General features: G+C 34.2%; 20 protein-coding genes. 8 read left to right on the forward strand and 12 right to left on the reverse strand.

The annotated features are described in order from the left end of the window. Window positions 1-237 precede the first annotated feature (237 nt). From ES765_RS17325 to ES765_RS17335, 3 genes are all read left to right on the forward strand, one after another. Entirely contained in the window at window positions 238-1,068 is an 831-nt protein-coding gene (locus ES765_RS17325) for an FG-GAP repeat domain-containing protein (RefSeq protein WP_171017349.1), read from the forward strand. Beyond that, window positions 1,028-1,393, forward strand: a complete 366-nt coding sequence (locus ES765_RS17330; RefSeq protein WP_171017350.1) for an FG-GAP repeat domain-containing protein — start codon at window positions 1,028-1,030, stop codon at window positions 1,391-1,393. The genes ES765_RS17325 and ES765_RS17330 overlap by 41 nt, the downstream gene beginning before the upstream one ends. 88 nt (window positions 1,394-1,481) lie before the next feature. After that, window positions 1,482-2,522, forward strand: a complete 1,041-nt coding sequence (locus ES765_RS17335) for an aldo/keto reductase (protein ID WP_138115610.1) — start codon at window positions 1,482-1,484, stop codon at window positions 2,520-2,522. A gap of 105 nt (window positions 2,523-2,627) precedes the next feature. Here the strand turns inward: ES765_RS17335 and radA are convergent, their stop codons facing one another. The 5 genes from radA to panC all read right to left on the reverse strand — a co-directional run bounded on the left by radA (window position 2,628) and on the right by panC (window position 7,626). Beyond that, the gene (radA, locus tag ES765_RS17340; protein ID WP_138115611.1) at window positions 2,628-3,989 is read right to left on the reverse strand and encodes a DNA repair protein RadA; all 1,362 of its coding nucleotides are present in this window, start codon (window positions 3,987-3,989) and stop codon (window positions 2,628-2,630) included. 288 nt (window positions 3,990-4,277) lie between these two features. Next, window positions 4,278-5,420, reverse strand: a complete 1,143-nt coding sequence (locus tag ES765_RS17345; protein WP_138115612.1) for an alpha/beta hydrolase — start codon at window positions 5,418-5,420, stop codon at window positions 4,278-4,280. Between the two features lie 28 nt (window positions 5,421-5,448). Then, entirely contained in the window at window positions 5,449-6,414 is a 966-nt protein-coding gene (locus tag ES765_RS17350) for a YbhN family protein (protein ID WP_138115613.1), read from the reverse strand. A gap of 2 nt (window positions 6,415-6,416) precedes the next feature. Further along, window positions 6,417-6,767: an aspartate 1-decarboxylase gene (panD, locus tag ES765_RS17355; protein WP_138115614.1), complete on the reverse strand. Its 351-nt coding sequence runs from the start codon at window positions 6,765-6,767 to the stop codon at window positions 6,417-6,419. A gap of 13 nt (window positions 6,768-6,780) precedes the next feature. Then, window positions 6,781-7,626, reverse strand: coding sequence for a pantoate--beta-alanine ligase (gene panC, locus ES765_RS17360; protein ID WP_138115615.1), 846 nt, complete (start codon window positions 7,624-7,626; stop codon window positions 6,781-6,783). A 102-nt stretch (window positions 7,627-7,728) separates the two neighbouring features. On the opposite strand from panC, the gene ES765_RS17365 reads away from it, so the two are divergent. From ES765_RS17365 to glmS, 3 genes are all read left to right on the forward strand, one after another. Further along, window positions 7,729-8,538, forward strand: coding sequence for a glycogen/starch synthase (locus ES765_RS17365; protein WP_138115616.1), 810 nt, complete (start codon window positions 7,729-7,731; stop codon window positions 8,536-8,538). Window positions 8,539-8,543: 5 nt separating this feature from the next. Then, complete coding sequence (locus tag ES765_RS17370) at window positions 8,544-10,457, forward strand: DUF4270 domain-containing protein (RefSeq protein WP_138115617.1); 1,914 nt, start codon at window positions 8,544-8,546, stop codon at window positions 10,455-10,457. 143 nt (window positions 10,458-10,600) lie between these two features. Next, the gene (glmS, locus tag ES765_RS17375) at window positions 10,601-12,445 is read left to right on the forward strand and encodes a glutamine--fructose-6-phosphate transaminase (isomerizing) (protein WP_138115618.1); all 1,845 of its coding nucleotides are present in this window, start codon (window positions 10,601-10,603) and stop codon (window positions 12,443-12,445) included. 482 nt (window positions 12,446-12,927) lie between these two features. On the opposite strand, the gene ES765_RS17380 is transcribed toward glmS, so the two are convergent. Further along, on the reverse strand, window positions 12,928-13,500 hold the full coding sequence (locus ES765_RS17380; protein ID WP_171017351.1) for a HEPN domain-containing protein: 573 nt from the start codon (window positions 13,498-13,500) through the stop codon (window positions 12,928-12,930). A gap of 348 nt (window positions 13,501-13,848) precedes the next feature. Here ES765_RS17380 and ES765_RS17385 point away from each other — a divergent pair, with 348 nt between their 5' ends. Together ES765_RS17385 and ES765_RS17390 are read left to right on the forward strand one after the other, a co-directional pair. After that, entirely contained in the window at window positions 13,849-14,058 is a 210-nt protein-coding gene (locus ES765_RS17385; protein WP_138115620.1) for a hypothetical protein, read from the forward strand. After that, window positions 14,048-14,242, forward strand: a complete 195-nt coding sequence (locus ES765_RS17390; RefSeq protein ID WP_138115621.1) for a helix-turn-helix domain-containing protein — start codon at window positions 14,048-14,050, stop codon at window positions 14,240-14,242. Before ES765_RS17385 ends, ES765_RS17390 begins: the two co-directional genes overlap by 11 nt. Before the next feature lie 34 nt (window positions 14,243-14,276). Here ES765_RS17390 and ES765_RS17395 read toward each other — a convergent pair whose 3' ends face one another. The 6 genes from ES765_RS17395 to ES765_RS17420 form a co-directional block, all read right to left on the reverse strand. Then, on the reverse strand, window positions 14,277-15,200 hold the full coding sequence (locus ES765_RS17395; RefSeq protein ID WP_138115622.1) for an HNH endonuclease: 924 nt from the start codon (window positions 15,198-15,200) through the stop codon (window positions 14,277-14,279). Further along, window positions 15,193-16,383, reverse strand: coding sequence for a PD-(D/E)XK nuclease family protein (locus ES765_RS17400; protein ID WP_171017352.1), 1,191 nt, complete (start codon window positions 16,381-16,383; stop codon window positions 15,193-15,195). The genes ES765_RS17395 and ES765_RS17400 overlap by 8 nt, the downstream gene beginning before the upstream one ends. 281 nt (window positions 16,384-16,664) lie before the next feature. Then, the gene (locus ES765_RS17405; protein WP_138115624.1) at window positions 16,665-19,616 is read right to left on the reverse strand and encodes a type I restriction endonuclease subunit R; all 2,952 of its coding nucleotides are present in this window, start codon (window positions 19,614-19,616) and stop codon (window positions 16,665-16,667) included. Next, entirely contained in the window at window positions 19,613-20,887 is a 1,275-nt protein-coding gene (locus tag ES765_RS17410; protein ID WP_138115625.1) for a restriction endonuclease subunit S, read from the reverse strand. Before ES765_RS17410 ends, ES765_RS17405 begins: the two co-directional genes overlap by 4 nt. Beyond that, a complete protein-coding gene (locus ES765_RS17415) occupies window positions 20,880-22,586 on the reverse strand; it encodes a class I SAM-dependent DNA methyltransferase (protein ID WP_138115626.1) in 1,707 nt (568 codons plus the stop codon). Before ES765_RS17415 ends, ES765_RS17410 begins: the two co-directional genes overlap by 8 nt. 91 nt (window positions 22,587-22,677) lie before the next feature. Beyond that, window positions 22,678-23,514 carry a hypothetical protein gene (locus tag ES765_RS17420; RefSeq protein ID WP_138115627.1) on the reverse strand — a complete coding sequence of 279 codons (837 nt, stop codon included), beginning with the start codon at window positions 23,512-23,514 and terminating at the stop codon, window positions 22,678-22,680. Between the last annotated feature and the right edge of the window lie 414 nt (window positions 23,515-23,928).

Consider the following 23,928-nt stretch of genomic DNA (forward strand, 5'->3'; position numbering starts at 1 on the left):
GTTCATCATGTCATCTACTACCTGACCTATTATCATTGGATAAAGCAACGTGGGAAATAATGTTTTGCCAAATATGGGCAGAAGGTTAGGTCTCAAGATAAATGGAAAGATTTGGAGTAGTGAATTGAGCTCTATTGATAAGTCAATAGTTTCTAAAATGAATTTGTATTCAAATACACCCATAATTACCAATCGAGACTGGGATTTGATTATTACGTAGATAATGCACCATTAATTTTGCCATTACAAGATAAGAGTAGCGTAGAAATCAACACAAATTTTCCTTTCAAAATTCAGCCATTGTCTTTAGGGTCTTCCATACTGCCACAAGTTACTTTACTGAAATATAACAAAGAGTTGAAGAAACTGTTCATTGGTAACTATTTAACTCTTTATGCTTTGGATGTTTTTGGCACTTCAGATAAAACCTGGACTATTGAGAGTCCGGCCACTGATTTGATATATGAAAACAATAGTTCTTCACCCCTTGTATTAACTATAGGTAAAATAATTCCATCGGACCAGAAACTGGGTAAAATTCATAATTTAGGAACTAATATAGACGTAAAAGGGTTTTCAGAACTTAAAAGGCCTGTAGATTTTAATTTTCATGATTTAAACGGCGACGGTAAGAAAAATCTTATTCTTAGCCAATTTGGAAATTATGGTGGTAGGTTGTCTTGGTTTGATGAAGGTGATGCTGCAAAGGAGTTTGTGTTAAGTGAAAATCCGGGTATTAGAAAAACGGAAGCTTACGACTTAAACAATGATGGTAAACTAGATATTATTGCATTAATGGCGCAAGCTAAGGAGAGGATAACTTTATTTACCAACAATGGTGATAATAGTTTTTCTGAAAGAAAACTTCTTGAATTTTCGGCTATTAAGGGTGCAAATTATTTTGAACTTACCGATTTTAATACGGATGGGTTTTATGACCTACTGGTCACCAATGGTGATAACAGGGACTATTCAAATATAGACAAACCGTACCATGGCATCAGAATCTTTTTAAACAATGGAAAGAATGATTTTAAAGAAGATTTTTTTCCCCATGTACGATTGTAGTAAAGCAATGGCTAGGGATTTTGATAATGATGGAGATTTGGACATAATCGCAGCCTCACTATTTGGAAGTTACCAAGAAAATAAAAAACCTACTGAAAGTATTGTGTATTTAATGAACAATGGCAATATGGATTTTAGCGCGTCTTATATTCCAGAGGTCATGCATGGAAATTGGTTGACCATGGAGGTAGGAGATTTCAATAAAGACAACCTACTTGATGTCGTTTTAGGAACGTATGTTTTCGATGTTCAAGAGTTGATGAAAATCATTGAAGTCAATGGAAATGCAAAAATTCCTCAAGTGCTATTATTGACCCAGTTTTAAATAGGTATAACCTTTCAATACCTAATCATAAACCCTCATTCGAGATATTAATTAGTAGATTTACACTTAACATAGAATATCAGTATTAATGATTTATAGCAAGTTGCCACACACGGAAATTGAAGTAAGTAAAATATGTTTGGGAACCATGACTTGGGGCAATCAAAACACCCAGTCGGAAGGTCATGAACAGATAAATTATGCCGTAGATAAGGGTGTGAATTTCTTTGATACGGCAGAATTATATCCAATACCTGCGCACGAGGATAGATACGCAGATACCGAGAAAATTATTGGCAGTTGGTTCAAAAAGAATGGCAATAGGGAGAATATCGTTTTGGCTTCTAAAATGGCAGGAAAGGCAGAAATGTCTAAATTCATACGCACAACAGGTTTTAATAGAGAATCGATTATTGAAGCGGTTGAAGGAAGTTTAGAAAGATTACAAACCGATTATATTGATTTATACCAATTACATTGGCCAGACCGTAGCACTAATTATTTTGGACAAAGAGGCTATACACATGACATCTCTGATTATTGGGAGGATAATATCCATCAAGTGTTGGAAACTTTGCGTGATTTAATTCGAGAAGGTAAAATTAGACATGTAGGTATATCCAATGAAACACCTTGGGGTACAATGCGTTTTCTAGAGGAAAGTAAAGTTCATGGAGCATTACCGAGAACGATTACAATACAGAACCCTTATAGTCTGTTAAATAGATTATTTGAAGTTGGCATGGCAGAAATTTCTGTTAGGGAACAAGTTGGTTTGTTGGCATATTCCCCACTGGGGTTTGGTGTACTAAGTGGAAAGTATTTGGGCGACTGTATGCCTGAAGGGTCCCGTTTAAATCTTTTTCCTCAATACAGTAGGTATAATGGTACTACTGCTGTTGAGGCTACAAGAAAGTATTACGAACTGGCACAGGCAAATGGTCTTACCTTGGCACAGATGTCTCTGGCCTTTGTAAATTCCAGACCTTTTGTTACCAGTACAATTATAGGTGCGACCACAATGCGACAATTAGAAGAAAATATTGGAAGTATAGACGTGGAACTATCAGAAGAACTCTTCAAAGAAATAGAATCAATACATAATCTAATGCCTAATCCAGCACCATAACATGGGAAGTCTTATCTTTTTAAAAATAGGTTTTTGGCAAATAGTGGTAATACTAGCCGTAGTAATTATTATTATGGTCTTTGCAAGGATAATGAGGGATAAACGTTAACCGAAAAGGGTACGGGCAACTTCTTCAATTTTAGAGGCCAATAAAATTTTTATCTTAGTTGATTTGAGGCCTATCTTATTGTTTTTGGATACTATAATGGTGGTATAACCTAATTTTTCGGCTTCTATTATGCGTTGCTCGATACGTTGAACAGGTCTAATTTCACCAGCTAGACCAACTTCTGCGGCAAAACATATTCCTTTAGAAATAGGCATGTCTTCATTACTTGATAGTATGGCTGCTACCACTGCTAAATCAATAGCTGGGTCATCAACCGAAATTCCGCCGGTAATATTTAGGAACACATCTTTTGCGCCTAATTTGAAGCCTGCGCGTTTTTCGAGAACCGCTAATAGCATATTCAAGCGTTTCGCGTTATAACCGGTAGTAGATCGCTGCGGTGTACCATATACTGCAGTACTTACTAAAGCTTGAATTTCGATAAGTAGGGGGCGCATTCCTTCAACAGTTGAAGCAATTGCTGTGCCACTTAATCCGTCATCGTTTTTAGAAATCAGTACTTCAGATGGATTATTAACTTCTCTTAGCCCACTGCCTTGCATTTCATAAATACCAAGCTCAGCTGTTGAACCAAATCTATTCTTTAAAGACCTAAGAATTCTATACACATAATTACGGTCACCTTCAAATTGTAAGACGGTATCTACCATATGTTCCAAAATTTTAGGTCCTGCAATGGACCCGTCTTTGGTGATATGTCCAATGAGAATAACAGGGGTATTAGTTTCTTTGGCGAATTTTATGAGTTCGGCTGTACATTCTCGTACTTGAGAAATACTTCCGGCAGCAGATTCGATATAATCTGAATGGAGCGTTTGAATCGAATCAATGACTACAATATCTGGCTCGGTAGCTTCAATCTGTTTAAAAATATTTTGAGTCTTTGTTTCCGTTAGAATAAAGCACGTTTCACTATTCGGGTTAATTCTATCTGCCCGCATTTTGATTTGCTTTTGGCTTTCTTCCCCAGAAACATATAGCGTTTTATAGGGTAATTTTAGTGCAATTTGAAGTAAAAGCGTGCTTTTGCCGACACCAGGTTCACCTCCTAATAATACCAAAGCACCAGGCACTAAACCGCCACCTAAGACTCTGTTGAATTCAAGGTCGAATGTATTTAAACGAATTTCTTTTTCAATATTAATTTCATTTACCAACAGTGGCTGAGAAACTCTTTTTGCTGTCTGGGAAGGTAATTTCCAATTGGCTTTCTCCTGTTTTTGTACTACCTCTTCAACAACTGTATTCCATTGTTTACAGGCAGAACATTGTCCTACCCATTTAGCATACTGTGTTCCACAATTTTGACAAAAAAATGCAGTTTTTGTTTTGGCCATCCTTTACTTTTACCGTCTGGGCTAAAGGTAGTAAGAAGTTTGAAATGTGTGAATATTTGTAAGTAAATAAGAGTTAATTATCTCTGGATTTTTCTTTTTTGTGAGCACTAAAGGCTAAGAAAAATGACGCCCATGCCATAAATAGGGCAATACCACTGTAAGGTATAATAAACTCACCTTTCAAGCCAAAATAAGTGAACAGTACTCCAGAAAACACAAAGTACATTGAATTAATTTTTATCATAATAAGTAGGTTAGGCTAATTTGGGAACTAGCTGTTTTGAGAAATTAATATCCGAAATCGACTTTTAATGCATCCATTTTTTCGAGAGCCATCTCTTTGGTTAAAAAATCTATTTCTTCCATTTGAAAAGCTTTTTCAAACGTTTTAAGTGCTTTTTTTGGCTCGCCCAATTGCTCATAGTACTCACCTTCAAAATAAAACCCAAGCATAGTTTCTGGATATTCTTTTTTGCAAAGATCAGATAAGGATTTTAAAGATTCAAAATCTTCTTTTTTTCTAGACGCGGCATAAATAGCCATAATATCATTCAATTCTACAGGCTTACTAAAACCAAATATGTCGACAATGCCTTGGTATTTATTTTGTAAATAATCAAAAACGGGCTCTTCGCTAGTAAGTATTTGAGTTTTGTATTCTTTAGGACTAATAGGTTTGAACATGCCAAAAATATTATCAAATGCTTTACCGATACCATAAGTTACAATAGATATGTGGTCGGCATTTTTATACTCATCAAAAAAGTAATGCAATGATTCTTTTTTCAAAGCCTTTATACTTTGATTCATTTGCATAATACGTTGCGTGTCCTTGTTCGGCTCACCTTCAATGATTAGTTGATAGAATAGTTGATTTTCAAAAGTGTTAAGACGCATTGGTACTCTAGTTTCCATTTCTGGAGCTAATGTTGGCGAAATACTTATATAGGCATCAAAAATCGAATTATCTTTAAAGAGCCAATAATTTTCAAAATTTGCGGTAATGTCATAGCCAATGATCATTTTGAAAGGAGCAGTGCTGTAATTTAAATCTAAATAGGGGATGAGTTCCATACCTATAAATTCATAAAATTTTCTACCTTTTTCAGAGGGTAATCCATTTTCAGGATCAAAGGCACAATCTTCGTATCGGAGTTCATTTTCACTTTGATTGATGCCTATGACAATACTTTGCGGCATACCATGAAAACGACTATAAAACTTTGAATTGGCGACTACCTGTTCAAATAGATATTCTCCGTCAAGAACAATAATGAGTGGATACTTTTTATTCTCGTCCATGTTCTCAGGAAAATAGTAATGAACATCTCTCCTTTCTTGAAGTTTAAATGATTCAAATATTTCTTGTGTGACTTGAGAATAGGATATAACACTAAATAAAAGCGTAAATATTATTGATGCATGGCGCATATAACGAAAGTTGAAAATAGTACGGTTACTATTTGATTCTGTTTAATAACGGTAATAGAAGAAAAGATATTGCACCAAAAACAACTATCATTAAGGTCTGTGCAATCCATATTATCCAACCAAAGGCATCACCAGAGACAGCGCTTATGCCGAATAGAGTCAAAGCCCCGCTTACAGCGATTGGATATAGGCCAATGCCTCCGTTAGTCGTGGCCATAGCAAATGCACCTGCAACAAAGGCAACCAGTAGTTGACTTAAAGAAAGCGAAATCGTTTCTGGGACAGTAAATTTTATAACCCAAAGCATACCGATATAACATCCCCAAATAAAAAAAGTATGAAAAATAAAGAGCCATTTATGTTTCATTTTAAAGATGCTAAAAACTCCATCTAGGAGTCCTTTAAGGAAAGTTTTTATTTTGATTGCAAATGTGCTATTTGATTTTTTAAGTAGGAAAATAAACAAAAAGAGGAACACGATTACTGAACAAGTTAATATAAGAAGTCCATTTATATTGATGCCACGTTCTAGAAGGATGCCCATGATAACATCAGTTTGTAGTAAAAAAGCGATTAGAACTATCGAAAGTAGCATGATTACGTCAATCACCCTTTCTGTAACTATTGTTCCAAAGCCTTTTTCAAATGGTATATTTTCGTAGGTGGTAAGGGCTGTAGCCCTTAATACTTCACCTGTTCTGGGAATACCAAGGTTGGCAAAATAGGAGGTTAAAATTATAAGTACATTATTAAGTAACCGTGGCTTATAGCCTAATGGTTCTAACAGATAATTCCATCTAATAGCCCTAGAAACATGGCCTAAAACTCCTAATAAAACGGAAAGGAATACATAAAACGGATTGGCTTCCTTTATGTAAAAGAGTATTTCTTTTCTGTTTTCTGCCGTGGTTGAGTTATAAGAATACCAAACCAAAAAAACTCCCAATGCAATCGGGAGTATAATCTTTAGGTTTTTTTTAAGTTGACTAGTCAAGATTAAGTCAATAGATTGTTTTCTTCATTAGGAAAAACCAAGGATGGATTGAATTTTTTTGCTTCTTCAATATCCATTCTGGCATATGAAATTAAAATAAGTATATCACCTACGGCAACTTTTCTGGCTGCTGCGCCATTTAATGTTATTTCGCCACTTTTTCTGGGTCCTGGTATAATATAGGTTTCAAGACGTTCGCCGTTATTATTGTTGACAATCTGCACTTTTTCGCCTCTAATGAAGTTTGCGGCATCCATTAAGTCCTCATCAATAGTAATGCTACCTACATAATTGAGATCAGCACCAGTAACCTTTACGCGATGTATTTTTGATTTAACTACTTCTACTTGCATAATGCAATATTAATTAATTAAGGGCTAAGTTGTCGATAAGCCTTATTTTTTCGGTATAAGCTGCGATAAAAGCCCTATATTTTATAGTATTAATTTTATTTTTGGCCGGGGTTAAAGTTTCAACATCTGTAATTTCAAAATATTCAAGTTGAAAATCCTTATTTTTCTCAAATTCATTTGAGACCCAATCCTTAACATTTACAACACTTTCTGTGCCAAATTTTTGCTTGGCAGTTTTTAAGGTCTTATAAATGAAGGCAGCTTTAAGTCGCGTACCATTGCTTAATCTTTCATTTCTTGAACTCATGGCAAGGCCATGATTTTCACGTACGATTTCGCAACCAATAATTTCTACAGGAATTTGCTGTACTTCAGTTAGTTTTTGAATAATTCGCAATTGTTGAAAATCCTTTTGCCCAAAATAGGCTCTCTTAGGAGTAATTAGTCTAAAAAGCTCTTCAACAATTGTACCTACACCATTAAAATGATTGTCCCTAAACTTGCCTTCCATGACGTTGTCTAGACCTGCGAAGTCATAATTTTTATGAATCACATTCTTGTGGTAGATTTCATCAACTGAAGGTGCGAAGATTATAATATTTTCTGAAATAGCAGAAATTAAGCTAACGTCTGTTTCTAAAGTTTTAGGATATTTTTTTAGATCATCTGGGTTATTGAACTGGGTAGGGTTAACAAATATACTAACGACTACATTTTGATTCTCAGCTACCGCCTTTTTTATTAATGATACGTGCCCTAAGTGAAGGGCGCCCATGGTAGGTACCAGACCAAGGTCTGATGCCTCATCAAATTTATTTAGTTTATCCCTTAATTCATTTCTGGTCTTAACTACCAACATTGAAAAGTAAATTAGCGAGCAAACTTACTATAATTACTGCTAATCTCTATATTTTTTGTAATTTTGCACTTGCGTTCCTGTGAAAAATAAAATATAATCTCTATGAATGGTAAAAAGATATTGTTTGTATCTTCTGAATTAGTTCCTTATCTACCCGAAAACGAAGTTTCACTTATGTCTTATGAAGCACCTAGAATGGTCAACAGCAATGGTGGTCAAATTAGGATATTCATGCCTAAGTACGGGAATATCAATGAAAGAAGACATCAATTACACGAAGTAATACGTCTTTCTGGAATGAATTTAGTCATTAATGATATGGATATGCCATTAATCATTAAGGTTGCCTCTATCCCAAAAGAAAGAATTCAGGTTTATTTTATCGATAACGAAGAATACTTCAAAAGGAAGGCCACATTTACCGATAAACAAGGTGATTTATTCCCTGATAACGATGAACGTGCAATTTTCTTTGCCAAGGGTGTTATGGAAACTGTGAAAAAGTTGAATTGGTCTCCAGATATTATTCATGTTCATGGCTGGATGGCTAGTTTACTGCCTTTGTATCTTAAAAAATACTATGCAGACGAGCCTCTGTTTGCCGATAGTAAAATTGTTTTATCTGTATATGGAAAAACTTTTGAAGGCGCACTCGATAAGGGTATGATTAAAAAAATCGCTTTTGATGGTATTCCTGAAGAAGCAATCACATCTTTAGAGGAGCCTACCTATAATAATTTGTTAAAGGTGGCCGTAGATTATTCAGATGCCATTATTTTAGCTTCGGAAGATATTCCAGAGGAATTAGAAAACCATATATCCAACCAAGAAAAACCAGTGTTGCAATATGTTCCCGTTCAAGAATTTGAAGAGGCATATGCTAATTTTTATAACACCGAAGTTTTAAAATAATCTGAATGAATTTTTTCGATAAGTACGCAGTTTCCAAGTTTTTGGGAATGTTTTTGATATTGTCTTTTTTGGTTTCTTGTGAACAGGATTTAACAACCGTTGGAGCAGGGGTTGTTGGTAATGAGCCTTTTACAACAGGTCAAGAGGTATATGATGTTTTTGTTTATAATAAGAATATTGAAGCGGTTCAGTCCAATAAACTGCCCATATATCAATTAGGTACTTATAATGACCCCATTTTCGGTAAAATGCAGGCCGCTGTAACATCACAAGTGCTACTGTCCATTACAAATCCTACGTTTGGTGGCTTGGCTCAGGACAAAGAGAATAAGGCAGGGAACTCAGGTGAAGCGATTACAACTGTTCAAGAGAATGAAACAGTCAAAGAAGTTTTTCTTTATATTCCATTTTTGACAAAATCTATAGCCATTGATAGTGATGGCGATGGCGTTAGTGATCAGTTTGACACAGAACCTGAAAATAGTGAAAACGATAATGATGGGGATGGTGTTTCCAACAGAATTGAAACTGCATCAAATACAAATCCATTAGATGCTGGTAGTGTAGATGCAGATGTAGATGGACTTAATGATCCAGATGGTGCTGCACTTTTTACAAATAATTTCGCTAAAAAAGTAGGATTAGATAGCATATATGTTAACGGTGTCAATTATGATGATATTGATTCTGCGATTTTACCTTCGTTTAATTTGAAGGTTGAAAAATCTACTTTCTTTCTCAGAGACTTAGACCCCAATGCTAATTTTCAAGAATCACAAGAGTATTATTCTTCACAAGAAGTTTCACCTTCTTTCGTGTCAGATGTATTGTTCGAAGGTATTGTTGAAATTAATAATGAGGAAATTCTACTTCCGAATACTGATGATGCGTCTACCGAAGATGTGGACGAATCTTTGACTTTTACTAAATTGAGCCCTGGGATTCGAATTCCTTTAAATAATAATTTTTTTCAAACAAATATTCTAGATAAGGAAGGAAGTTCAGAATTGTTGAGTAAATCTAATTTTACTGAATTCCTTAGGGGTCTCCATTTTTCAATTACAGATGAAGAAGGTAATGATGTATTCCTTATGTTTGATTTAAAAGATTCTAATATTACCCTAACGTATAATTACAGCAGTTACGATACCAATGGTACTGCAGATGATACTAGTGATGATACTGCAAACGTCTTAAAGGAAAGGGATTATATTTTATCATTTTTATCACAAGTACAAAATGGACTTATAAATGGTAATGCGGTAAATTCTATTATTACAGAAAACTATAGTCCACAGATAACTCAATCATTAGATAGTGATGAGAATGCTTCTAGAATTTATTTAAAAGGTGGTCCTGGTACCTATGCTGAAATCAATTTGTTTGAAGAAAATGGTGGAGAAAATATAGTTGAGCAAATTAGAAGTGAAAATTGGGTCATTAATGAGGCTAATTTAGTTTTCTATGTAGATAGAGATCAATTGAATGCTAGTGGAAGTGAATTAGAGCCCCCTAGGCTATATTTATATAATGCGGAAAACAATTTCCCATTGATTAATCAATTAACTGAGCAGAGTAATCTTGAAACTGAACCATTATTTGGTCTCTACCTCAATTATGATGGTATTTTGGAAAAATCAAATGGAAAAGGTGTTAAGTATTCTGTGAAAATAACAGACCATATCAATAATCTGGTGGTAAGGGATTCTACTAATGCGACGTTGGGGTTGACATTATCCACAAATATTCAAAACTGGAATGTTGCCGAGGCTAAGATTAATAATGGCGCAAAACGAATCGCTACTACTTCTAATTTAACTCCTTTGGGGACCATTTTATACGGTAGTAATCTTCAGGTATCAGATCCTAATTTTGCTAAACGATTAAAGCTTGAAATATTTTATACAAAGGCTGATTAATTGAAAGGTAAAATATATTTCTAATAATATATTTTTACTCAGTATACCATTTTATTGATTATTCACGTTGTATACCCTAAATGGAATTAATTTTCTAGACGTACGTATAATTTCGTGTAAGAAAATTATCAAAAAATAGTATTATGTGTGGAATTGTTGGTTATATAGGTTATAGGGATGCTTTTCCCATTATAATAAAAGGTCTTCAGCGTTTAGAATATCGTGGTTACGATAGTGCTGGGATAGCATTGTTCGACGGGAGTCAAATAAATCTTTCCAAAACTAAAGGTAAGGTAGAAGACCTAAAGAACAAGGCTAAAGGGATTTCTCAAAAAGGGAGTATCGGTATTGGTCATACACGATGGGCTACCCATGGCGTTCCAAATGATGTGAACTCTCATCCACACTATTCGAATTCTGGCAAATTAGTTATTATCCACAATGGTATCATAGAGAATTATGAAGCTGTTAAGCAAGAATTAACTAAGCGTGGGTATACTTTTAAGTCAGATACAGATACTGAAGTTTTAGTAAATTTAATTGAGGAAGTAAAAAAAACTGAAGATGTAAAACTGGGTAAGGCAGTTCAAATTGCACTTAACCAAGTTGTTGGTGCTTATGCTATTGCAGTCTTTGATATAGAGAAACCAGATGAAATTGTAGTGGCCAAGTTAGGGAGTCCGTTAGCAATTGGTATAGGTGATAATGAGTTTTTTATAGCATCTGATGCTTCTCCGTTTATTGAATTCACTAATAATGCTGTTTACCTTGAAGATGAGGAAATGGCTATTATTAGGTTGGGTAAAGAAATAAAGCTTAGAAAGATTAAAGATGATTCAGTTGCATATCCTAGAATTTTAGAATTGCAAATGAACTTAGAGGAAATTGAAAAAGGTGGTTATGACCATTTTATGTTGAAAGAGATATATGAGCAACCTAGAGCTATTAAAGACACCTATAGAGGGCGTTTATTAGCAGATCAAGGATTGATTAGAATGGCAGGAATTGACCAGAATATGGAAAAATTCCTTAATGCAAATAGAATCATTATTGTTGCTTGTGGTACTTCATGGCACGCAGGTTTAGTGGCTGAGTATATTTTTGAAGATTTAGCAAGAATTCCTGTTGAAGTGGAGTATGCTTCTGAGTTTAGATATAGAAATCCTGTTATTACGGATAAAGATGTTGTAATTGCTATTTCCCAATCGGGTGAAACTGCAGATACGTTAGCTGCAATTAAATTGGCTAAGGAAAAAGGGGCTTTCGTCTTTGGAGTTTGTAATGTAGTTGGATCTACAATTGCAAGAGAGACAGATGCAGGTGCATATACGCATGCTGGGCCAGAAATTGGAGTTGCTTCAACAAAGGCATTTACTACACAAATAACAGTCCTTACGTTGATTGCCTTAAAATTGGCAAAGGCAAAAGGTGTTTTCTCCGAATCTAGATATCATGAGTATTTAACTGAGTTGGAAACTATTCCAAGTAAAGTTGAGAGATCTTTGGAATCAAATCCACTGATTGAAATCATTGCTGATGTGTACAAAGATTCAACGAATTGTCTTTATTTAGGGAGAGGGTATAATTTTCCGGTTGCATTGGAAGGTGCTCTTAAGCTAAAAGAAATAAGTTACATTCATGCAGAAGGATATCCAGCAGCAGAAATGAAGCATGGCCCAATAGCATTAATTGATGAACACATGCCGGTTTTCGTGATTGCGACCAAAAAAGGTCATTATGAAAAGGTGGTAAGTAACATTCAAGAAATAAAATCAAGAAAGGGTAAGATTATAGCCATCGTTACCGAAGGTGATGAGCAGGTTAGGGATTTGGCGGATCATGTAATTGAGGTGCCTGAAACTTTAGAAAGTTTAACCCCCTTGTTAACTACTATTCCTTTACAATTACTTTCTTATCATATTGCGGTTATGAGAGGTTGTAATGTCGATCAACCACGTAATCTTGCAAAATCTGTAACGGTGGAATAAGTAACGAGGTTCGTTTTTCTTACCCCAGAAAACTAATTGTAAGTTTCTGTATATCAGTAGACACAACACAACTATGGAACTCTAACTATACAGAGTATCAAGAGGTATTATTCTCTAAAATAAGGGGTTTGAAAGAGGACTTTCTTACCCCTTTAGGGTATAGAAAAATTTCTAAAATTCTAAACGGGGAAGGGTTAAAAACCCCTATGGGAAAAACGTTTTCTAATAACCATGTTTTCTCGATTTATCACAAAGGTTTAAAGAGATTGGAGAGGATTAACCGTCAGGATATTGTAGAAATATCAGATTTTAACCTCGATTATTTCGAAACTTTTAAAACTTTTCATCGTTCCTATCGTGATAGGAGTAATCTAGTTTACACCCACTTTTCATTTCACAGATACCCCTAATTTTCTTAAAACAATAATCCCTATTTAATCATTCATTATTGAACTCCTCGAGTTCAGAAATTAACGGGAAGTTCATTTGTTTACTACCCAATTCACCATTTCTAATTTAATTTTATCAATATCTTCTTTTAGTTCTATGAAATTATTCAGTCCTATTTTTTCTTGTCCTCGTATTTTTGAAAAAATATGTGTTTTATTTTTGTTTTCTGGATATCGGAGTAGTAGGTGATATTGATTTGGTGATGAATTATTCATCCTAAAAACCTCTTGAAATTGATTTGTAGTATCAATATATTTTTTAATGGGGGAAATTAATGAATCAGGTAGATTCATATCATTTGAAATTTCACTAAAAAGTTCGTTTAACTTATGAGTAGGTTTCAAGGACACACCCTCCTCTTGAAGTATTCCTTTTAGTAAAAGTTCCAAACCATGGTAGAAATTAAATAGTAGGGGTACACCTATGTTTAAATCATTCCATCTCGTTTTGGATTTATATTCATCCCATGATTCTTCATCACTTTGTTTATCGTCAAACTTTGAAGTGATATTAACTTTATTACCTTCTTTAATCATTTCAGTTATGGACTCCCTCACCAGTTGATGAAATTGATAACCCATTCCTATATAATTCTTCCTTTCCATTACCTGATATTTTTTATTAAATATCATCATTTCTTAACGTTTTCTGAAACTTTCCATACTTATACACGGTACTGGTATCCATCATAGGGTAATATACCAATCACCCTACCACCATCAACAACACGATTGAGTACAGGAGTAGGGTTAGACATCGGGTAGTAATCTGTGAGATTGAAATAATATCTATTTATAACGGATGAGGTTTCTCCGGTAGTACTAAAAATAGTTTTACTATAAATCAGATATGGGTGAGAACGAACTGGTCTGAGGAAATGTAAAATTGATATCAGATAGGAAGAGAACAAAATTCTCCGAAAGGGGATTCGTGTATTTAAATTACAATGAACAATGGAATTGAACAGATATGAAACGGTAGAGAGGGTAATAAAAAAACTAGATAATAAAATCAACAAACTTCTAAATGAAGATATATTAAAATCTAAAGAATTATCAATACTTATTGATTTGAGAGGTATATATATAAAGGAATACGAGGGATTGACACGTAGTAAAAACACCCACGAGATGTTTAAAAAGGAAAATGGATATGGAAAATAATCAAAGAATAACAAAACAAGAACTAGAAAAGATATATGGGGTTGATAGAACCACAATAGAAGTCTGGAGAAAGAGATACGGACTCCCAATTATAGAAATATCATCACATTCAAAATACATCAGGAGAGAGGATTTAATCGATTGGGAAGATAGGATGAAGACGAATTTGGAGGTTGAGGTATAAAAATGAAACACCATCAAATTTCCAGTTTGACATACTATCCTTTAAATCCTATCCAAAACTTCTTTGGAAAATTCTTCTCATTCGATAACCGAAGTTCCTCTAAATGTTTATCAGATATTCCTTTGGAATCCAGAACCTCAACCAGTTCTAAATTTCTGTTTTCAAGTCTTTGAATTTCAGATTCATCAACTATTCTATTTGATTTGGAAGAATTACATCCTTTATGAGTGTAAACAAGATTCCATAAATCATCAGAATACATAAAAGACCAAGGAATAACATGGTCTATTGATATATCTCCTTCAAAATCCTCCCCACATATAAAACATTTTTTATCAGATAGAGTAAGATACTTATGGAACTTGGATAGTGATTTCCTACGGATATTTCCTCTATCAGTAATCTTTATCTTTTGTGATATCCTTGGTGAGGAATTGAAATTTTCAAGGATTTGAGACCATCTGTAATTGATTATCTCAAAGAGTAAATCCGAATACTCCTTTAATATTTCAGGATTTGGTAATACAATGATTTCTTTCCCTTTATCCAATTCGTAAAGAGAAAATTCTTTTCTATCAACTTTAAGAAACCGATAACTTACATCCTTTTTTAACTGATTATTCAAGAACTTGATATCTAAATCGATTTCATCCTCCACTCGTTCAAACTTAATGGGTTTAAACCCATTCACCTTTTGAAATTCTTTAATTTTCTCTTTCACGTAGGTTACTAAAACTGGAGGTTTTTTTGGGTTCGGACTTTGTTGTAAATCGAAGAAAATTGTTTGGTTCCAGTAATATTTGAACATATTCTTTGAAATCCTATCAAAGGATATTATAGAATTGTTTCCACCCTCCAAACAACACTCTACAATGGACTTACTCCATCCCATTTTATAAGTGTTATCTATACTTCCATTCTTTATAACCGTGAACCAGTCTTTAAGGGTATTATCCAAGGTGATTTTTCATTTCTATCAATTCCTCTGAGTGTTCCAAGAACTTTTTTTCTACTTTTTGAATGACTGTAGTTATTTTGTTTAAAAACTTATTTACTTCCTTTCTTATTTCTTCATCAGACATCGATAGAATATCTTCAAAATTAAATTTTTCTTTTTTAGAATAATTTATTGTCCATGTCCTACTCTTTGTTTCCTTAAAACCATCTATTTCTAAAAGTATTTCCTCCAGTCTATTTCTATCATATTTATCATCAGTTCGGGAAATCACTGTTTTAAAATTTAAGTTATTTGAAGTCTCGTTCATTCGAATTTCAAAAAGAAAAGTTTCACCAAAGGTCCAACCATTCCGGATCCTTTTATTATAATAGACTAAATCTTTAGTTGTTTCAGTCAAAAACCTTACAAATTGTTTGTTTTGAGAACCCAAAATCCACCCTCTTTTAGTTACCTCTTCTCTCATGATTTCACCTAAATCATCAACCAATTCAGGTCTGTGTTCTATAATGAAATCGAAAAGTTCTTTATGATTATGATATATACGTTTTGATAGTTCGGTTAATTTGTCAGTACCCATTAATTCTCTCTTAATAATTGTTATATAATATTTTACCTGATCATTTATTGAATCTCCATAAACCGAAATTATCCTTTCAAGTGTTTCAACAATGAATTCATAAGAAATTGAGAAATATCTATCAGTTTCTTCAAGTGATGAGTCTCCGAAAGGGGTTAGGTAAACAAAGGTTTTTTTATGTTCCGGGAATTGTGAATTTACAATACCTAAGTACCTTGATAGTTGATTGGAATGTTCTTTGGAAAGGACTTTGTTTTCAACACAGACTATTACATCATTAAGTTTTATTAAAACATCGATATTTTTCCACTCCCTAAAGATTTCAACCTTGGTCAAATCCATTCCCTCAACATCCACTTGGTCTACATTATCAAACTTATCAGAAGAAAAAACTTCCCTTAAAAAACGTTTCAAAAATATATCCCCAAGTTTATGGGATTGATTGGGATTGAGTAACCATGATAAAAAGTTAGAGTGTCTAATCTCAGTTTTAGAAATTTTAAGAATGGAGAAAATATTTGGGTTTTTTAAACCTAAATCCAACTTATCAAATTCTTCATCTTTTAAGAGTCCATCATACTTTTCTTTTAATTCCTGTATTTCCAACACAATTATTTCTTTGAGTTATTCTCGATTAAATAAACTTTCTTGTCTTCAAGTTTAACCTTGTTCCGATATGAGATTCCTCCGTCTTTACTTTGAATATCACTAATATCTATACTTCTTTCCTTAAACTGTTCTCTGATTACACCTAGGTAGATACTCCTAACTACACCTCATCCTCTATTATCCACTTGTTCGTTAAACCTTTCTAAAAATTCTTGGTCATTTAATAAAGATAATCTCTTTGTGAACTTTAGATATTCTTCTTTCTGATCAATCATATTTTACCCTCTCAAATCTCTATTATATTCCTTGTACATACCCTCCAAAATCATAGGGAATACCTTTGGGTTCATTATCTTTTTATAGAACTCCAATCGATCTCCATAATATTCAGAAACCTCCCCACCGAGTTCTTTTTTGAACCAATCCTTTTTATCACTCTCAGAATTATCACCCATCATTACGGAAACAAGATCCTCATTGTTTTTTAATCTCTCCGTAACCTGTTTTAAATCCACCTTGTCTTCATCCGAGAGTTCAATACCGTAAACTTCATTGATACGTAAAATGATATGGGATAAAAGATCCAATTGTTCCTCTTTTGGGATACCACCCGTACCATCTGACATTGGGTCTATTTCCCCTCCTTTATCTTCTAAGGATAACCGAGATTCACCCATCATCTGGATCCGTAACGAACCTAAATCTATGGAATCCGTAATATCTATACGTTCAGATTCTCCCTTGGGTAGTTTCTTGTTTAAGAACCTAAGGAACACATATAGTTTTTCCCAACTGATCTCAGTAAAATTAATAATCTGTGAGATATAGGAATACAACCGAATAAAGGATTGGATTTTGGATTTAAAATCCTCTCGTTGTTCATCGTTCTCTAAGTTCTTCCAGTTATCAACCACCTCCCCAATAATGGGTTGTAAACGTTCATCGGTATCCGTGTACTTATAAAACTCCATACAGAACCTATCTATGTGATCATCCGTAAAAATGGTGAAGGATTCTATTTGGTTTTGTAGATCATAGAGTTTGTCTGGTTCTGTTTCTCCTGTTAAAACGGTTGAGGTATAAAAGGGTTGGAACGATTCAACGATATCCTCCGTATCATTTACAAAATCAAGAACGAACGTATCCGTTTTACCACTCTTGGTTCTATTCAATCGTGAAAGTGTTTGTACACATTGTACCCCACTTAATTTTTTATCCACATACATCGAGTGTACCAAGGGTTCATCAAACCCTGTTTGGAATTTGTTGGATACAATGAGTAACCTGAACCGTGGATCTTTCAATCCACTTGGAATATCAGATCCTTCCAATCCATTTTCCTTGTTCAAAGATTTTTCGGTGTATTCCGTTGGATTTCCCTCTATATTCACCGTACCACTAAAACCTACCAAACACGAGTACGATAATCCTCTTTGTTTCATCTGTTTTACCATCTCTTGAAAAAAGAGAACACAATGTATACGTGAACGTACCACCACCATTCCCCTTCCTCTACCATTTATCTTTTTGGAGGTAACAGAGGTAAAATGATTTAATATAATGGTTACTTTTTGGTTGATGGTAACCTCGTGAGAATCTACATAACGTATCAGTTGTTCCATCACTTTTCCTTGTGGAACTTCTTTATCTTCCCCTTCGTTCTGTTTTATTTTAAAGTACCGTTTGTAGGTGGTGTAATGTTCCAATACATCTAAAGTGAATCCTTCAAAAATGGATTGTTTCATCGAGTAGGAATGGAATGGTTCAAACTTTCCATCTTCATTCTTTCTACCGAACAACTCCATAGTTTTGTTCTTGGGTGTACCCGTGAACCCGAAGAAGGAAATATGGGATTGTTTTCCTCTTGATTCAATTTCCTTACGGATCATTTCCTCGTAATCTATTTCACCATCCTCATCCTCTATTACCTCAACGGAGAGGGATTTTTTAAGGTGTTTGGATGTTTCCCCACTTTGGGAGGAATGTACTTCATCTATGACTACCCCAAAGGTTTGTCCCTTTAATTGGGATATGGTTTCGGAAATAACAGGGAACTTCTGAATGGTGGTAACAATGATATCCTTTCCCCTTTCCAAAAACTCCTTTAATTGTTTGGAGTTGATATCCACAGGGTTCACCACCCCATCCGTTTGTTGTAGATCTTTAAGGGTTTTTTGTAATTGGTTATCCAACACTTTACGATCGGTAATTACCAAAATGGTATCGAACATTCTTTTGGTATCTTCCTTGGTTTTATAGAGAGAGGTTAACGTATGGGATAACCACCCAATACTAAAGGATTTTCCTGATCCCGTGGTATGTTGTACAAGGTAATTATGACCGACCCCTTCTTCTTTTATCTTGTTTCTAATGGAACGGATAACATCCAACTGATGGTATCTTGGAAAAATAAGTACCTCACTTTTTTCAATGACTACTTTTTGTAGTTTCTCGTTCCACTCCTTACTTTTTTCTATGGATACGAGAACAAAGTTCTCAATAATATCCAAGAGGGATTTGGGAACTAGAATTTCGTTCCATAAATACTCTGATCGGTAATCATCTGTAACGGGTGGGTTTTCTATTCCTTTATTATAGGGTAGGAACTTTGTTTTAACCCCTCCCAAACGAGTGGTCATAGATACGTTATCGTTATCTACACAGAAATGTACCAAACACCGTTTAAACTGTAACAGGGGTTCTCCTAATGGGTTTCTATCGTACTTGTATTGGTTCTCAGAGTTCCTAATATTCTGTCCTGTGAGTTGGTTCTTCAACTCCATTGTAATAATGGGAATACCGTTCAAGAACAACACGATATCAATGGAATTTTCATTCTTGTTGGAATAGTGGAGTTGACGAACGGAAATGAACCGATTTTTCTCGTAGTTGGATTGATGATCGGGGTTTAAACCACTCTTGGGTTCAAAGTAAACCAGATCAAAGGAACACCCTCTTGTATTTACTCCTTTACGGAGAACATCTATAACCCCTCTTTTGGAGATTTGATCGTTTACAATTTTACTCAGTTGTTTATCTGTAGAGGTATCAAACTGTTTGTACAGTTTATCGTATTCCTCTTGTTGGGTAGATTTAATGAACCCAATGAGTTCTTCTTGAAGTTGACATTGGTTCTTATCGTACTCGGTATATAAACGAGAGGTGTATCCGTGTTTTACAAGGGATTGTTCTATATGTTTTTCAAAACGTTCTTCGTTGGGTTTTCTCATACGGTTTGGGATTCTAAATTCAACGAATGATCTTCTTCACAAACTCGTATTTTACCCGTGACTACTTCTAAGATAAGGGATTGACGGTATTCTTTAAGGAGTTCTATTTTATTTTGTTCTAATTGGATAAGGGTATCTATCTCCTTTGTTTGTTCATCTAAATATTCAACGATTTGTTGTTGTTCTTTTATCGGAGGATAAATAATTTCAGTATTCATGATGATTTCAGGTGATACCCTGGGTAGTTTAACACCAGTTGATTGTGAATCCAATAAATCAATAATACCTTGATTAAAAAGTATATGATAAAAGTACTTATTAAGTAAATTTTCATTGGTTCTTAAAACTATCATTTCTCCTAATGAATATCCATCGTATTCAGTAAAAAGGATTTTCTTTAAGTACAACCTTAATTTATTTAGAAGTACATCTCCACTAATAAACTTCATTCCTTCACTTCCATGTTCTGAATAGAGATTAAAACAAACTCCTGTATTTGACTCAACATTTTCAGGTGAAATCTTAATATCTAATTTATCCGGTTGATCTTTCTCGGAAATATGATTTACTCCATATTTCATTTTAAAACAACCCCAATGACTCGGAATCTCCCCAATCCATTCCACACCAGAATCTTTCATTACCACATTGGGATCAAGACCTTTGGTTACCACGTGGTTTATTAAAGAGGTTCGTTTCTCTCTAAGGATTTCTATCTTCCTTTCTTTCTTTTGAAGTAGGGAATCTATCTTTTGAGTTTTATCATCTAAATAGGATACGATTTGTTGTTGTTCTTTTAGAGGGGGAACAACCAAACTTGAATTATATATATCAGAATTTGACAAGTGTTTTACGGTTGTATAATAAGTTAAATCATTGATGACTTGTAAATCGAATGGTAAAACATAGAACAAAAACCTTCTTGAAACTGAGTTAAATTCTTTTATAGAACAACATCTTTGATTAAGTAAAACATCATTATTATCCCACCAACGGATATTAAAATCACCATCCATTCCAATTAGAAGGTCTCCTCTTTTTACTACATATTCTTCTTTATATTCTCCCTTATAAAAAGTTTCAGAACTACCAGATGTTATATCCCTTATCCTGAGAATAGGAAAACCTTCTTCTTTATCAAATAATTCAGACTTAAATGGAAAACCACTTAAAACACTAGTATGAAACTTGTATTTAGTATTTAACCAATGATTCGGAATCTCTCCAATCCACTCCACACCAGAATCCTTATAAGAACTGTATTTATTCATTTACAATCTCTTTAAAGATTCCTTCACTTTCCTTTTCCAACTCCAATAAATCCTTTGTAATATCTCCCAAACTTCTCAGAGGTTTGTATTCATAGAAATATTTGGTAAAGTTTATTTCATATCCCACTTTATCCTTATCCCGATCCATCCAACTATTGGGTAAATGGGGTTTTACTTCTCTATTGTAGTATTCCTCAATATCCTCAGTAAGTGGAATACGTTCATTATCCCTTAGTTTGGTATTGGGTTTTGGATTTCCCTTTTTATCCTTCACCACTTTATCATTCTTCATTGTAGGTTGTTCTATGGTAACCTTGGTATACCCGAAGAACTCATTATCAAAAATCTTAGAGAACTCATTTTCCTTAAAGTTGTGATAGGTTTTTATGATTTCACCTGTTTGATTAGAGGATATTTCTTTTCGTTTACTCCCCAAAGATTTTTTCATCGGTTTATAAAAAGTAGAACCATCTATCAATTGAACTTTTCCTTTTCGGTTGTGTTTCTTTTTGTTGGTAACGATCCAAATATAGGTGGAGATACCCGTATTAAAAAAGAGTTGATCGGGTAGGGAAACCACACATTCCAACCAATCCTTTTCTATGATCCATCTTCGTATTTCAGATTCCCCACTACCACCATCACCAGTAAAGAGGGGAGAACCATTAAAAACGATCCCTATACGAGAACCATCATCCTTCATTTTAGAAACAAGGTGTTGTAAAAACAACAAAGAACCATCTGAAACCCTTGGTGTACCCACACTAAATCTACCATACGGGTTTTTGGATTCCTCTTCTACAAATTCTTTTTCAGATTTCCAACTTACCCCAAAAGGAGGATTGGTAATCATATAATCGAATTTTTTACCCTCAAAATGGTCGTTGGATAGGGAAGAACCCAATTTAATACTATCTGGATCCTCTCCCGAAATCAACATATCCGATTTACAAATGGAGTAGGTATAGGGGTTTAGTTCCTGTCCTTGTAGGTTTAACCGAACCTTGTTATCTATATTATTTTCAATCCATTCCTTCCCAATGGTTAACATACCACCCGTACCACAACACGGATCAAATATGGAACGTATGATTCCCTCTCCCTTTAAGTGATCATCACTTTCCGAAAACACAAGGGAAACCAATAATTTAACCACATCTCTTGGGGTGTAATGTTCCCCACTTGTTTCGTTGGACATTTCCGAGAATTTTCGGAGTAGTTCCTCAAAAACCTGTCCCATCATGTGGTTATCAACAACGTCTGGGTGTAAATCCACCTCGGTAAACTTATCGATCAACAAATAGAGTTTGTTGTTTTTAAGAAGTTTCTCAATGGGTTTATCCAATTGAAAATTCTCCAATATCTCAAATACGTTTTGAGAAAATCCGTTGATGTAATTTGGGAAGTTTACTTTGAGACCGTTCGGATCACCCTTTAACCGTTGTAGATCGTAATTGGAGTGGTTAAAGAATTTTAACCCCGTTTGTTTTTTAATAATGGGGGTTGGATCAACCTCGTCCTTTAGTTCGTTGTAGAGTTCAAGAACCTGTTCTTTTTTAGGTTCTATGATACAATCTAACCTACGTAGAACAACAAAAGGTAAGATTACATCTCCATACTCGTGTTGTTTGAATAATCCTCTCAGTACATCATCACATACATTCCAGATAAAAGAGGAAATTTCATTATGGTTGTTCATTCATTATTGGTTTAAGGACTAAAAATAGTCAAACCAAAGAGAATATTTTACGGAATCCCTTAATCTGATAAAAAGTAACGTTCAATTTCAATCATTTATCCATCCATTCGAACATTTCATCTCCCATCTCACCAATCCAACTTAAAACCATATCAGAGGGATGTTTTGATAAATCTCCACTTTGAAATTTTTCCACACCATCTTTATGAATTTGGTATCTCACGTAACCTTTATAAATTTCACGTAGGTTATCCCTTAGATATTTTTCATTTTTCTTTTCCCATTCTACTTCTTTAATACCTGTTTTAAGTAGTACAATAACATCTTCCTTACTACCTACATATAAATTCCTTACCCAACTTTTAGATTTAGGTTCAATTCTTATATAATATTTTTCGTAGTATTTTGGTTGTGGTGGGATAAACGGTGTTTTGTACTCATTCACTTTCATACCCTGTTTGAATTCTTCGAAACTTTTTGATGGGTTATTTACATTCTTTCCATCCTTACTACCATCACCATAACTAACATCTGATTTATAGTTTTTCCTCATCATATCTTGAAAACCCTTTTCTTGATGAACAAGAGTTTTAGATTTCCTTTTTCTCAGATTTACAGAACACCAAAACTCATACTCTTTAGATAGATATCCGATTTGAGAATATCCTTCCAACATTTTATCCTTCCACCCCTTACCATCATCACTTCCTTTGATTTGGAGTTCCTTATCCTTGATCTTCTTTTTCAATTTATCAATCTCTTTTTTCCAATCCAGAATTTGTTGTTCTCCTTGATGGATGTAACGATGGTTATCCCTGTATAATTTGTAGTTCTTTCGATTTTCAGTAGATAAGTTATCAAACACTTCTTGGGGTAGAAAATCAATAAAGAACCTGTTGTCCTTACTCTTATAATCTCTCTTTTTCATAACGAATAATTTGTAATCAGGTTAAACCTGAGAATTCCACAATAGAACTAAAAGTGGTGTTGACCATTGAAATTGAAAACCATACCACCACACTTAAAACGATATCCTAGTAGAGTAATTGTGGTGGTGATGAAAATTAGATAAATAAAGTGGTGTTGAAACTAAAAATTGAAAACTATACCACCACAGTTAAGTTCTCATATTGGTAAAGTAATTGAGTGAGAGATGAGAATAATAAAGAAGATAAATAAAGTGGTGTTGATAGGGTTAAAAAATAACGATACCACCACAGTTAAACGGGTAGGTTAGTAAGGTAATTGAGTGAGAGATGAGAATAATAAAGAAGATAAATAAAGTGGTGTTGATAGTAAGAATTAGGAACGATACCACCACAGTTAAACGGGTAGGTTAGTA

This window comes from Maribacter sp. ACAM166, from assembly GCF_005771495.1.
Lineage (GTDB): Bacteria > Bacteroidota > Bacteroidia > Flavobacteriales > Flavobacteriaceae > Maribacter.